Consider the following 13,094-nt stretch of genomic DNA (forward strand, 5'->3'; position numbering starts at 1 on the left):
GGGTCGTGGTGGGTAATACCGTTCCGGGTTTCGTCCCGCGGATGCTGGTGGATCCGGACATTGGGCTGTTCCGGGCTGATGAACGGGTTTTCACTGCCATGCTCGATGGCTGGCGCGCGCAGATGCTGGCACGTGGCCTCACGACTCAGACCATCAAGCAGCGCGGCCAGCTGCTGGAGCGTTTTCAACGCTTCACGGGTGAATTCCCATGGCAATGGCGCCACGCCGACATCGATGACTTCCTGGCCGATCTGCGCTCGGGCGAGAAACCGATCAGCCTGAAAACGTTGCGCTCGTACAGCAACGCCGTGGCGATGTTCTGCTCTTATCTGACGCATCCTGGCTATGGCTGGGGCGAGTTCTGCGAACGGACTTTCGGCGATATTCCGAGCCAGATCTGCTTCGAGTGGAATATGCCAAGGCACACCACCGATGATGCCGTCCCGGCGAAGAAGCGGTCGTTCACCAAGGCGGAACTGCAGCGACTATTCGACTACATCGATGACCTTGTCGACCGGGAATACGCCGCTGGCAGCAAACGATGGCTGCCCCTTTTCCGCGACTCTGTGGCGTTCAAGGTCTGCTATGCCTATGGGCTTCGCCGACGTGAGATGACCATGCTGGACCTGGAAGACTTCGGCCCGAACCCGCACGTCAGTGACTACGGCCGGTTCGGAGCAGTTCAGGTACGGTTCGCCAAGGGAACGGCAGGCTCAGGACCCAGACGGCGCACCGTGCTGACCGTTCCGGAGTTCGACTGGGTCGTGGACCAGCTCAAGACCTGGACATCCGGAGGGCTGCGGCAGCAGTTTCCGACAGCTGAACGGTCCTCGGCTCTTTGGCCGAGCGAGCGGGGTGCCCGGATGTCCCTGGGCTCTTTCGGGGATGCGTTCGCCGCTGCCCGGGATGCCGTCGGCTTGCCCCAGGAGCTGGGTCTGCATTGCCTCAGGCATTCCTACGTGACCCACCTGATCGAAGCCGGCTATGACGCGGCCTTCGTGCAGACTCAGGTTGGCCACTCCTACGCCTCGACCACCGGGCTCTACACGTCGGTATCGTCGGACTTCAAGCAGAAATCCGTGCAGCAGATGATTGCACGCCGCATCGCGAACTTGGAGGACCCAGATGCCTGAACAGCGCCGGATTGGCTACCGCTGGAACTTGCGAGCCCTGATGGCAAAGCAGAACCTGTGGAAGACCACCGAACTGATGCCGCTCCTGAAATCTCGTGGTATCAACCTTTCCGAAAGTCAGGTCTACAGGCTGGTCACATCGACTCCGGAGCGCATTCCGGCCAAGACATTCGCGGCGCTCTGCGACATCCTGGACTGCACACCCAACGACCTGTTCGAACCATTCGTGGAGATGCGCGCCGCGGCGACAGCCAATGCCCCGAAGCGCAGTGAAGACCTCGGCATCCAACCAGGCAACCCCATCGCACGACGTGTCCGCCTCGTCGCTTCTGAGGACGGTGAGTAGGCCACGCAAAGCAGAGGACCCGATCCGCTGGCCGGTTCCCTGCAGTCGCTGCGGTCAGCACCATCAAACCGTCGCGCGCTGGCCAGACGGCGGCGTTTGCGGCTACTGCTATCAGCAGGCAAAGCGCACCCGTGGAGTCTGCGCCTGCGGCCATGAAGGTGTTCTTCCGGGAATTATCGATGAGGAGCCGGCATGCCGCAGCTGCTCGGGCGTTCGGCTCAACGTTGACTGTGTGGGCTGCGGCGCCGAAGACGAACTTTACAGTGGTGGACGCTGCTGGACCTGCGTCCTCGGCGACATCGTAGACGACCTGCTTACAGACCCAGCTACGGGAGTCATGGCCACGGAACTGATCCCGCTGGCGGCGGCACTGAAGTCAATGAAACGGGCCAACAGCGGCATGACCTGGATCCGGCAAAAGCACGTCACGGCCTTCCTTCGTAACCTCGCTACCGCACCCAAAATCAGTCACGACACCTTCGATGAACTGCCCGACTCCCGCACCCGCGAGTACGTCCGAGGGCTCCTCATCGAGCACGGGGTGCTCCCCCAGCGAAATGCGTTCCTGATTCGCTACGAAAGCTGGGCCACCCAAGCCATGGAACGCGTCAGCGACCCACAGAACCTTGACGTGATCCGCCGCTACATCCGATGGCATCACCAGCGACGCATGAACCTCATGGACGAAGTCTCCCGCGGCACTTTCCTGCGCGCCAAACAGGAAGTCACCGTCGCCATCGACCTCCTGAACTGGCTCACCGGTCATGACATCAAACTGCCGGAACTGCAGCAGTCCCACCTTGATGTATGGCAATCCGAGGGGCCCACGACGAGACGCATCGCTGAGCGCTTCCTCAAATGGGCCATCAAAACCAAGGCCGCCCCAGCGGGGCTCACCATCGTCCCGCACCGCCGCGGCACCAGCCCAAGACTCCCCAAGATCGGGCAAGACAAAGCGCTCCAACAAATCATCCACACCAACGGACCGGAGACCCGTGACCGGGCCGCCGCGATCCTCATCCTCGTCTTCGGACAACAAGCCGAAAACATCGCCCGGCTGACCTGGGACGACGTCACAGTCACTGAAGACTTAGTCACCATCCAACTCGGAACCACCAAAATTGCGCTGCCGGACCCGTTAGCCCAGCCATGGCGGGAGCTCGCCGCAAACCCAGGCCACGAACTGACCGCAGCACACCCCAACACCAAGTGGGTATTCCGCGGAACATCACCCGGACGCCACATCCACCCAGGGCACCTCACAACCCGACTCAGCAAGCTCTTCAACACCCGCGCCGCGCGACTCGGAACACTCCACGAACTCACCAAACTCGCACCCGTGGCCATCATCGCCGAAACCCTCGGCTACTCCCCGACTACCATCGAACGCCACGCCACCGACTCGGCATCCGCCTATGCCCGGTACATCGCAGCAGTAAACGAGTCCGTCCTGCACGAAAGCCCGAGAAACTAGAACGGCTCCGTCTCGCTTGCGTCCGTGAGGACATACCTAAAGCTGCCGGCCCCGACGATCCCAGTCCTGGCGACGGGCTTCTTCCTCGTCCCAGAAATGACCGTCGTAGTGGCGCACATAGAGCAGATAGGCGGTGAAGACCGCGCAGATAATCAGCATTGCCAGCATGAGGTAAAGAAAGGGACCCCAAGCTTGATTCCACCGGAATGCAATTTGCACGATTGCGTTTACGGCCATGAAGGACACCATGACCAGCTGCCAGCGAAATCCGCCCCGCGTCATACGCGGCTCAAGGCGCTTCCGACCCTCAGGCATATTCGGAGCCTACAGCCGGAGGAGCTTTCTGTCATGAGCTAACACCGGCCCCGCCACCGAGCAGTATGAGTGCCGTTCACCGTCGGCAAATCACGGAGGCGGCTACTCCCGTCCCATGAATACCCGTGCATGCCAGTTAAGTAGGACGAGTAGAAGTAGATGAGAGAACCTGCCTTACGAACTCCGCGAGGGAGCCCTTCGCGAAGTCGGAGCAGCAATCACTGCACATCCTTTCGGTGGCTACCAATCGAGTTCATCATGGCGGTCGTCAAACCGATTCAGTGCGCGATGGTGGCCTGAAGTGCTGCACCGACTATGCCGGCATCATTGCGGAGCGTGGCAGGAAGTACTGCGGTTCCCAATTTGAGGTTGGGTAAGTAATCGTTGGCGTGCTGTGAATGCCTCCACCGATGATAACGAGTTCGGGCGAGAACAAAAAATTCCAGGTGTGACAAGCATCGCTGCAGCACGTCGCTGTACTCCTTCCAGGAAAGTCCGTCCCTTTCGCGTGCCACTGCTGAAGCCCGCTTTTCGGCCGCAACACCATCTACTTCCAGGTGTCCGAACTCGGAATTGGGGACGAGCTGACCGTTGAGGAACAACGCAGATACAATGCCAGTCCCCAGCGTGATGGCTAGGACCGAACCGTCTATGCACATGCCAGCGCGGTAACTGATTTCGGCATTACCTGCGGGATCAGCGCCGTTTACAGCCTGTACCGGCCGACACAGCCGGGCGCTTAGGAGTTGGTTGATGTCAGTGTTCAGCCAGCTTTGCTCCATGTTCGCCGCAGAGTGCACAACGCCATGCCGGATTATGCCGGGAAATGTCACACCTACCGGTGCAGACGCAGCCGGAGCCTGCGGGTGGACTGAGATACATTCGATCACCAAGGAAACTGCCGCGGCTACTGCTTCGGGGGTCGCCGGGTGCGGAGTCGGTACGGTCACCGAGGAGTTTTTGCCTTGATTCTTGTCTCCCAGCCCTCCTTTGATACCCGTGCCTCCAATGTCAACGCGGATAAATGCAATGTCCATGCGCTTGGTACCGAAGAAGTGTGAAAACCGTGCACTAGCGTATCGCCGGGGACTGCCGTTGCCGCCCCGGCAACCTTTCTGCCGAGATCGGTAGCCCCCACGAGTCGTTGCTGCTGAAGGCGGCGTCGAAGCTGGTTTGGGAGGCGGGGAAGTCGAATTTCTTCAGGGCGGCGAGGGCTTCGGGGGCGCCATGCAGGCGGTCCATGCCGGCGTCTTCCCATTCCACGGAAATGGGGCCGTCGTAGCCGATCGCGGTGAGGGCCCGGAAGGAGGATTCCCAGGGCACGTCTCCGCGTCCGGCGGAGACGAAGTCCCAGCCGCGGCGGGGATCGCCCCACGGCAGGTGCGAGCCGATCACGGTGTTCCTGCCAGTGGGCCGGAGCTTGGTGTCCTTGCAGTCCACATGGTAGATCCGGTCCTTGAAGTCCCAGATAAAGGAGACAGGGTCAATGCCTTGCCACATGAAGTGTGAGGGATCCCAGTTCAGGCCGAACGCGGGCCGGTGTCCGATGGCTTCGAGGGTGCGGACGGTGGTCCAGTAGTCGTAGGCGATCTCGGAGGGGTGGACTTCGTGGGCGAAGCGGACACCGCATTCATCGAAGACGTCCAGGATGGGGTTCCAGCGGTCGGCGAAGTCCTGGTAGCCGGCGTCGATGACCTTTTCGGGGACGGGCGGGAACATGGCGACGTATTGCCAGATGGAGGAGCCGGTGAACCCGACGACGGTGTCTACTCCCAGTGCGCGTGCCAGGCGGGCGGTGTGTTTCATTTCTTCGGCGGCGCGTTGGCGGACGCCTTCGGGTTCGCCGTCACCCCACACGCGCGATCCGACGATTGCTTCGTGGCGGAAGTCGATGGGGTCATCGCAGACGGCTTGGCCTTTGAGGTGGTCTCCGGAGATGGCCCACACCTTGAGGTTGTACTTTTCCAGTATGGCGAGTTTGGATTCGACGTAGCCGGGTTCGTCCCAGCGCCAGGCGTCCAGGTGGTCTCCGGAGATGGCGATTTCCAGGCCGTCGTAGCCCCAGCCTGAGGCAAGGCGGGCGACTTCCTCGAAGGGGAGGTCGGCCCACTGGCCGGTGAACAGGGTGTACGGGCGGGGCATGTCAGGCTCCTTGCGTAGCGAAGGTTGGTTGTAGGACAGGCGTGACAACACCGCGGTTGTCGGCCGATTCCTCGATGACGGTCAGGACACGTTGGATCTGCAGTCCGTCTTCGAATGACGGCGAGGGCGGGGTCTGCTCCTGGATGGCGGTGAGGAAATCCCGGATCTGGTGGGTGAAGGTGTGTTCCCAACCGATGATATGGCCCTGCGGCCACCACGCCGCCAGATAGGGGTGCTCGGGTTCGTTGACTAGAATCCGGCGAAACCCCTGTTCGCGGACTGGAACGGTAGCGTCCAGGAAACGGAGCTCATTGAAGTTTTCCAAGTCAAACGCGAGCGAACCAGCAGTGCCGTAGATCTCTATGCGAAGGCTGTTCTTTTGGCCGGTCGCGACTCGAGACGCCTCAACTGACGCACCGACGTCCCCCGTCAGTCCAAGTGTGGCCCAGACAGCATCATCTACCGTGACATCTTCGGGGCCGTGGGGCCCGGGACGTCTTGCGACGAATGTCCGCAGTGTTCCGGTGGCCTCGGTAACTGTCTCATTGGTGAGATGTTGGATTTGGTCGATGGCGTGGGAGGCGATATCGCCGTGGGCGCCGGAGCCGGCGGTTTCCTTGCGGAGCCGCCAGGTCATGGGGGACTCGGCGTCGGAGAGCCAGTCCTGAAGGTAGGCGGCCCGGACGTGGCGGACGGTGCCGAGCCGGCCTTCGGCGATCAGTTCGCGGGCCAGTGCAAGAGCGGGGACGCGGCGGTAGTTGAAGCCGATCATCGACTGCACGCCGTTCGCGCGGGCCGTTGCCGCGGCTGCGGTCATGGCTTCTGCCTCGGCGATCGTGTTCGCCAGCGGCTTTTCCACGAGGACGTGTTTCCCGGCAGCGAGGGCGGCAACAGCGATTTCGGCGTGCATCCAGCCCGGAGCGCAGATATCGACGATGTGGATGTCGTCCCGGGCAATGACGGACCGCCAGTCGGTGGCGGACTCTGCCCAGCCGTACTTGGCGGCCGCCTCCGCAACGGATTCGGCGTCCCGGCCGACGAGGACTTTCTGCTCGAAGGCGGGGACGTCGAAGAAGCTGGCCACGTTCCGCCACGCATTCGAGTGGGCCTTCCCCATGAACGCGTAGCCAATGGCGGCCACACCCAGCGGGGCAGATGCTGGGCGGTATGCCGGGGAAGGCGTTTGGTCGGATGGGCGGACTGGGGTGGTCATGGTGTGGTTCCTCGCTGATTCTTAGAGCGTGGCGGTTTCCGGCGCCCAGTCCTCAGGGACGGGTTCGGAGGAGGGCGCGTTGCTGGTGACGTCCACGAATGAGCCCGATTCCACGGATTCGGAAATCGAGACCATGGTGTCCAGCACGTGGTAGGCCAGTTCGCCGGTGGCCCTGTGTGGAGTGCCGGAGCGCAGGGCACGGGCCATGTCCAGCACGCCCAGGCCGCGACCGTTGGCCGGTCCGGTGGCGGGGATGATTTCGGGTTCTTCCGCGCCGGGTCGCCAGAGCTTGAGGCCGCCGTCGAAATAGTTCGGGTCCGGCAGCGAGAGCGTGGCCTCGGTGCCGGTGATTTCCACGAACCCCATTCGCTGGCGGGGGGACTCGAAGGAGAACACGCTGTGGGAGGACGCACCGCTTTCGAACTGCGCCATCGCGGAGACATGGGTGGGGACTTCGACGGCGAATTCCTCGCCGGCCTTCGGACCGGAACCGATGATCCGGGTCGCCCTTGCGGAGGAGCCGACGGCGGCAACCCTGCGCACCGAGCCGAACGTCTGGATCAGGGCAGTGAGGTAGTACGGGCCCATGTCGAACAACGGGCCGGCGCCGTGCTGGAACAGGAACGCCGGGTTCGGGTGCCAGGATTCCGGACCGGGGGTCTGGAAAGTGGTCATCCCCGTCAGCGGAGTTCCAATGTCGCCGCACTCGATGATGCGGCGGGCGGTCTGCAGGCCCGCACCCAGGAACGTGTCCGGCGCCGTTCCGAGGCGGATGCCGGCGGTATCTGCTGCCTTGAGCAGCCCCAGTCCGGACTCGCGGTCCAGGGAGAAAGGCTTCTCCGTCCAGATGTGCTTGCCGGCGTTGACCGCAGCCGTGGCGACCTCGACGTGTGCTGCCGGGATGGTCAGGTTCACGATGATTTCGACGTGGGGATGGTTCAGCGCCTTTTCCGGGCCGCCCCACTCGGGGACGCCGCATTCCTTGGCGCGCGCCTCGGCGGCGTCCTCGAAGAGGTCGGCGATGACCAGAACCTTCAGGTCCGGAAAAACCGTGAGGTTGTCCAGGTACGCCTTGCTGATGTTGCCTGCTCCGATGACGCCGACGCCCACCGGCCCCCGAAGGGAAGACGAGGTGGACGGACTGGATGCTGCGGGGATGCTCACGCGTTGGCTCCTTCGGTAGCGCCCGTACCGGCGCTGGCCGCGTTGCTGTTCAGGAAGGCCAGGCTCTGCGCGATGCCGTCGAAGATGTCGCCGGAGTAGTCATCGAATTCCACCACGCCAACTTCGAGGGATTGTGCCGCGGCGATCACCTCCAGGACCGGGACGTTGCCCTGCCCTGCTGCTTTTTGTGCCTTGTTGTCCTTGTTTATGGGACCGTCTTTGATGTGGATGAACTTCACCCTGTCGCCGAGCTTTGTGAGGATATCCACGGGGTCGTGGCCGCCCACGGCCACCCAGTAGGTATCCACCTCCAGGATTACCGCGGGGTCGAGGTACTCGGCGAGGTATTCCAGCGCCGTTCGCCCGTCAACAATGGACTCGAGTTCCCACTCATGGTTGTGATAACCCACGCGAATGCCATACTCGGCGCCTTTCTTCGCAGCGGCGTTGAGCTTGGCCGCAGTGGACTGGATGGTTTCGGCGTTCTGCCATTGGTCCGCTGGCTGGTAGGGGTCAATGACGGTGCTGATGCCCAGTTCCTTCGCCGCGGTAAAGATTTCATCCTGGTCCTGGGAAAGCAGCGGCGCATGGCCGGAGGGCGCCGTGAGGCCGTTGTCCTTCATCGCGGCGCCGAGCTCCTTGGTCGTAGCGACGAAGTTGTAGGGCTCAACCTGGGTGAAACCGATCTCCGCAACCTTCCTGAGAGTTGCGGGGAGGTCTTCGGAGATGGCATCCCGGAGGGTGTAGAGCTGAATTGAATAGGACATTGTTCTTCCTTTTGCGGGTGGTTCTGAAACATCGGGGTTAGCTGTTGTTTCGGCGAACCCCGGAAGCCTGTTTCGGCTGTTACGGGGCGTTATTTCAGTCTTTTGATGTGCGGATTGCTGCCTCATCCCTTGACGGCTCCCTGCATAACGCAAGCGACGAGTTGCTTGCCGCGGATGAAGAACAGCACCAGCAACGGCACGACCGAGATGAGCACGCCGAACATGATGAGGGCGATGTCTTTGAAGAACGACCTTGTCGGTAACGTGCATGTTGTTCTCCTTTTAAGCAGGTGGGGTCCAGCAACTTCAGGAAGAGGCGCCCGGAGCTTGCGGTTCCATCCGCCGGCGGGGATTTCGCGGTTGTGGCCAGGGGCATCCAGACGCCGTCAACATTGAATTGGCCGAGCACGGTGTCGCGTCAGGTGAAATCCCAAACGCGCGGCTTCGGTTGAATCTGTGCCCAGGAAGACACGCCACATGCGGGTGTAATCCCCGCGCTAGACGATCACGTCGTTTCTAATCCTTACTCAGGTTGGCCACGAGGGCGTCCTCTGTGTGAGTAGTAGGCGCCCGGCTCTGATCGGGCCTGCTGTCGAGTGAGAACTCGCGCAGGGTTGGGATGGTTTTTGATGCGCAGAGTTGAGAGAACCAGTGGGAGCTGAGTTTCGGGGTCCGCTGGAGGGTGTCGTAATCGACGTGAATGATGCCGAATCGCGGTCCGTATCCGGCGGCCCACTCGAAGTTGTCCAGGAGTGACCAGACCAGGTAGCCAACAACGTTGGCCCCGCGGTGGCGGGCGCGGTCAGTTGCCGTGACGTGTTCGATGAGGAAGCGGGTACGGTCAAAATCTAGGACAACGTTGTTGCCGTTCAACGAGGTGACGGTGTCGGGAAAAGCTGCTCCGTTTTCCATCACCATGATCGGCAAACCAGGATGTTCAGCAGAAAGTGCCACGAGGTGGTCTTCGAGGCCTTGGGGTTCAATCCCCCAGTCCATCCCGGTCCGCTCGAGGTCTCCTCGTCGAAGGAACTCAATTCTTTCCGAGCCCGGGAAGGCGGTGCCGCCGTCTTTTTCGGTTTCCGGGTCATAGGCGGGGTTCAGGCGTACATGCATGACTTCGTAATAGTTCACGCCCAGGAGATCGATCGGTTGATGACTGGTTTCCAAATCCCCGGGAAGGACGAAACTCCAGTCCGTGAATTTCCGTGTGTCGGCGAGAAGGTCGGCAGGGTACTGCCCGTTCAGCATGGGCCCGGTGAAGACGCGGTTCGCCACCGCGTCGAACTGGCGCGCAGCTTCTGCGTCTTCCGGGGTTTCAGCGGCTACGCGGAAGATGTTCAGTGCCACAGAGATTTGCGCGTCGTTCCGGGTGATGGTTCGCCGGAGCGCTTTGACGGCAAGTCCATGCGAAAGGTTGAGGTGGTGCGCTGCGATGAGCGCATCTTCATGGCTTGTTCCACCGGGTGCAAATGCTCCACTGCCGTATCCGGAGAAGGAGTTGTTCCAAGGCTCGTTGTGGGTCGACCAGATATAGACGCGGTCACCGAGAGCAGCGCCCATGATCTCTGCGTACTTTTCGAAGGCGAAGGCGGTCTTGCGTCCGCGCCAGCCGCCGTACTTGTCTTCCAGCGCTTGTGGAAGGTCCCAGTGGTTGAGCGTTACGACCGGTTGGATTCCGCGCGCCAGCAGACTGTCAACGAGGCGTGAATAGAACTGTAGGCCCTCAGCGTTCACCTCGCCCTCACCGGTCGGCATGACGCGCGACCACGAGATCGAAAACCGGTAAGCGGTTAGGTTCAGGGCCTCCATCAACCCGAGATCCTCCTCGACACGGTGGTAGTGGTCGGCGGCGACGTCTCCCGTGGCGCCCCCTTCGGTCTTCCCTGGAGTGTGGCTAAAGGTATCCCAAATGGAGGGGCCCCGTCCCCCTTCGGTTGCGCCGCCCTCAATCTGGTAGGCGGCGGTCGCGGCGCCAAGAATGAAGGAGGGCGGTAAATCGATGTGTCCGCTATCGAGGAGACCGTGGTACATGGTCAGTCCTTTCGCGTCGGTCGCGTGACCGCGTTGGTTCCGCGGCAGCGGCTGGTTCATGGCAAATCCGCGGTGAGGGTCAGAGACTTTGATTCAGTCAGGTATGCCCTGCTGTCCGTCACGTCCGCAGTTCCGCCGGTAACGTCCAGCAGAGTGCGCAGTGGGCGGTCGTCCGAAGACGCGCCGACTGAAATGGACATTGGGCCTGGCTCAACGATCCACCTGCCTTCAAGCGAGAGGTAGGCCAGGAGCGCCAGCTGCAGGGTGAAGACCAGTGTTGCTTCCTGGCTAGGCTCCAGCGTGATGCGCTGGAAGCCGGCAAGTTGAAGCGCAGGTCGTGAGATTCCGAGTGCTTCGTCCTCGACGTACAGCTGGACCACTTCGGTGCCGGTGCGGCTGCCGCTGTTGATCACCGTGACCGTCACTTCGACCTCTCCGTCCGTGGCGACTGATGGCGTGCTGAGGGCCAGTGCTGAGTACGTGAAGCGGGTGTAGGTGAGACCGTGCCCGAACGGAAACAGTGGTGTGGCGGCCTCATCGACATATCCGCCATGGTCGTCGCCTTCGCGGCGGCGGTAGCCGCTGCCGAATCGTTGGCTGGAGTGGATTGGTACCTGACCGCTTGATCGGGGCATGGTGTACGGGAGTCGTCCTTGCGGCTCGCTGGCGCCAGTGAGAACGTCCGTGACGGCGCGGGGGCCGAATTCGGAGCCATAGTATCCGAGTACGAGCGCGTTCAGTTTTGGTTCGATGACGCCCAGCGCGAGGGGCCTGCCTGAGAAGAGTACGCCCACCATCGGTGTGTCCAGGGTATGGAGCGCATCGACGAGTTTGCGCTGTGATTCAGGAAGTCGCAGATCGGAGGTGTCTGCGCCTTCGCCTTCGGTGCGCTCGGCGAAGAACCAGCGGGCCAGTCCGCCGAGCGCCAGGATAATGACATCTGCGCCGCGCGCCGCGTCAACCGCGGCCGGGATTTTGTCGATGCCGCCGTCAACGTCGCAACCTTCGGAAACCACTACCGTCGCATTCGGCAGTGCGGTCCGCAGGGCCTCGCTGAGCGACGCGGCGTCGTACTGGACTCGTGCGTATTCGTCCTCGCCCATTGACAGGAGATCGCCGATCTCGCCTTCAACGTAGGAGTTATCGGGCTGGAACGTACCTTCATCCACTCCGACCATGGAGCTGGCCACTCCACTGCGCAGAGCGCGGGTCAGGGCGATGAATGCGGGAAACGTATATGGTGCAAATGCGGTACCCACCGCATCGGCGTGAGGACCAATGATGGCTATGCGTTGTGCATTGCCGAGGGGCAGGACACCGTCGTTCTTTAACAGCGTGACCGACTCGTGCGCCAGCCGCGACGAGAGCTCGCGGCCCTCCTTGGCAATTGACATCACCGTGACCTGATCGGTGGACACATACGGATTCTCGAACAAGCCGAGCTCGAACTTGTGAGTGAGGACCCGCAAGACCGCCTCATCTACAAGTGCCTCACTGATCTCCCCGTCCTGGATGGCGGAGATAAGGGCTTCCCCGTACCCGAAGGGAGCCGGTAACTCTACGTCAATGCCAGCGCGAAGTCCCAGCACCGCTGCTTCGCGCGCATTGCTGGCGGCCCGGTGGTGGACGACCAGGTTCTCGATTGATCCCCAGTCGGAGACCACTGTCCCGTCGAAGCCCAGTTCGTCCCGCAACAGGTGGCGGAATATCCGCGAGTCAGCGGCAGCGGGCACGCCATCCCAATCGGAGAGGGAATTCATGACCGAATCCAGGCCGGCCAGTGTGATGGCGGCAGCGAACGGACGCGCATAAACCTCCCGGAGCTCTCGCTCGCCTAGGGTCACGGACGCCATGTTTAGCCCTGCGTCACTCATCGCGTAACCAAGGAAATGCTTGCCAGTGGCAATCACCCCATCCTTCAGCGACGCTCCACGCAGATTGCGGATGAACGAGACTCCAAAAGCGCTCACGAGGTAGGGATCCTCGCCATACGTCTCGTGTACTCGCCCCCACCTTGCATCTCTTGCAACGTCAAGGACCGGCGAAAGCGCGTGGTGGAAACCAACCGAGCGCATCTGCCGGCGTGTCAGGGCGGCCATCTCACCGACCCCTTCTGGATCCCACGTCGCCGCAAGGCCGATCCCTGTGGGGAACGAGGTAAATGACGGTGCGTTGACACCATTCAGTGCCTCGACGTGCATGATGGCGGGAATCCCCAGACGGGTATTCTCTACCAGGTATCGCTGAACCTCATTATTGAGCCGCGCGACCTCGGCAGCAGTCCGCGGGAATCCCCCCATATGGGGTTCCACGTACCCGATCCCATCACCGAGCTTGGTGGCGGCGATTCCGGGGCGAATGCCATCTGCGTCGAACAGCATCGTCGGCACCAGAGAGGTGAGTTGTGCAACCTTCTCCGAGATTGTCATTCGTTTGATCAGATCAACGGCCCGAAAGCGCGCTTCCTCCACGTATTGCTCCTAAAGTTTCTTGCTGTGTGGCTCACCGA

9 protein-coding genes and 2 pseudogenes are annotated in these 13,094 nt (G+C 61.8%); 3 read left to right on the plus strand and 8 right to left on the minus strand.

The window, feature by feature from the left end; all coding sequences use genetic code 11:
• Window positions 1–8 precede the first annotated feature (8 nt).
• The 3 genes from LDN82_RS22010 (at window position 9) to LDN82_RS22020 (ending at window position 2,953) form a co-directional block, all read left to right on the plus strand.
• Window positions 9–1,133 carry a tyrosine-type recombinase/integrase gene (locus LDN82_RS22010; RefSeq protein WP_224164433.1) on the plus strand — a complete coding sequence of 375 codons (1,125 nt, stop codon included), beginning with the start codon at window positions 9–11 and terminating at the stop codon, window positions 1,131–1,133.
• Window positions 1,126–1,479, plus strand: a complete 354-nt coding sequence (locus LDN82_RS22015; protein ID WP_224092706.1) for a helix-turn-helix transcriptional regulator — start codon at window positions 1,126–1,128, stop codon at window positions 1,477–1,479. The genes LDN82_RS22010 and LDN82_RS22015 overlap by 8 nt, the downstream gene beginning before the upstream one ends.
• A 337-nt stretch (window positions 1,480–1,816) precedes the next feature.
• Complete coding sequence (locus LDN82_RS22020; RefSeq protein WP_224164432.1) at window positions 1,817–2,953, plus strand: Fis family transcriptional regulator; 1,137 nt, start codon at window positions 1,817–1,819, stop codon at window positions 2,951–2,953.
• 36 nt (window positions 2,954–2,989) lie between these two features.
• Here the strand turns inward: LDN82_RS22020 and LDN82_RS22025 are convergent, their stop codons facing one another.
• From LDN82_RS22025 to LDN82_RS22060, 8 genes and pseudogenes are all read right to left on the minus strand, one after another.
• Window positions 2,990–3,268: a hypothetical protein gene (locus tag LDN82_RS22025; protein WP_224092703.1), complete on the minus strand. Its 279-nt coding sequence runs from the start codon at window positions 3,266–3,268 to the stop codon at window positions 2,990–2,992.
• Window positions 3,269–3,546: 278 nt separating this feature from the next.
• A pseudogene (locus tag LDN82_RS22030) lies at window positions 3,547–4,305 on the minus strand (ROK family protein).
• A gap of 103 nt (window positions 4,306–4,408) precedes the next feature.
• A pseudogene (locus LDN82_RS22035) lies at window positions 4,409–5,410 on the minus strand (sugar phosphate isomerase/epimerase family protein); the annotation flags it as partial.
• A gap of 1 nt (window position 5,411) precedes the next feature.
• A complete protein-coding gene (locus LDN82_RS22040) occupies window positions 5,412–6,623 on the minus strand; it encodes a Gfo/Idh/MocA family oxidoreductase (RefSeq protein ID WP_224092701.1) in 1,212 nt (403 codons plus the stop codon).
• A 21-nt stretch (window positions 6,624–6,644) separates the two neighbouring features.
• Window positions 6,645–7,781 (minus strand): Gfo/Idh/MocA family oxidoreductase, encoded by a 1,137-nt coding sequence (locus LDN82_RS22045; RefSeq protein ID WP_224093936.1) that lies wholly within the window; start codon window positions 7,779–7,781, stop codon window positions 6,645–6,647.
• A 2-nt stretch (window positions 7,782–7,783) separates the two neighbouring features.
• Window positions 7,784–8,554 (minus strand): sugar phosphate isomerase/epimerase, encoded by a 771-nt coding sequence (locus tag LDN82_RS22050; RefSeq protein ID WP_224092699.1) that lies wholly within the window; start codon window positions 8,552–8,554, stop codon window positions 7,784–7,786.
• A gap of 516 nt (window positions 8,555–9,070) precedes the next feature.
• On the minus strand, window positions 9,071–10,585 hold the full coding sequence (locus tag LDN82_RS22055) for a GH1 family beta-glucosidase (RefSeq protein WP_224092697.1): 1,515 nt from the start codon (window positions 10,583–10,585) through the stop codon (window positions 9,071–9,073).
• Between the two features lie 56 nt (window positions 10,586–10,641).
• A complete protein-coding gene (locus tag LDN82_RS22060) occupies window positions 10,642–13,056 on the minus strand; it encodes a glycoside hydrolase family 3 N-terminal domain-containing protein (protein ID WP_224165866.1) in 2,415 nt (804 codons plus the stop codon).
• Between the last annotated feature and the right edge of the window lie 38 nt (window positions 13,057–13,094).

Source organism: Arthrobacter sp. StoSoilA2, assembly GCF_019977195.1.
GTDB lineage: Bacteria > Actinomycetota > Actinomycetes > Actinomycetales > Micrococcaceae > Arthrobacter.

Excerpts from the sequence above, each read along its gene's own strand:
- LDN82_RS22055 (WP_224092697.1), bottom strand. The coding sequence starts at position 10,585 with ATGTACCACGGTCTCCTCGATAGCGGACACATCGATTTACCGCCCTCC.
- LDN82_RS22025 (WP_224092703.1), bottom strand. The coding sequence starts at position 3,268 with ATGCCTGAGGGTCGGAAGCGCCTTGAGCCGCGTATGACGCGGGGCGGA.
- LDN82_RS22050 (WP_224092699.1), bottom strand. The coding sequence starts at position 8,554 with ATGTCCTATTCAATTCAGCTCTACACCCTCCGGGATGCCATCTCCGAA.
- LDN82_RS22015 (WP_224092706.1), top strand. The coding sequence starts at position 1,126 with ATGCCTGAACAGCGCCGGATTGGCTACCGCTGGAACTTGCGAGCCCTG.
- LDN82_RS22040 (WP_224092701.1), bottom strand. The coding sequence starts at position 6,623 with ATGACCACCCCAGTCCGCCCATCCGACCAAACGCCTTCCCCGGCATAC.
- LDN82_RS22020 (WP_224164432.1), top strand. The coding sequence starts at position 1,817 with ATGGCCACGGAACTGATCCCGCTGGCGGCGGCACTGAAGTCAATGAAA.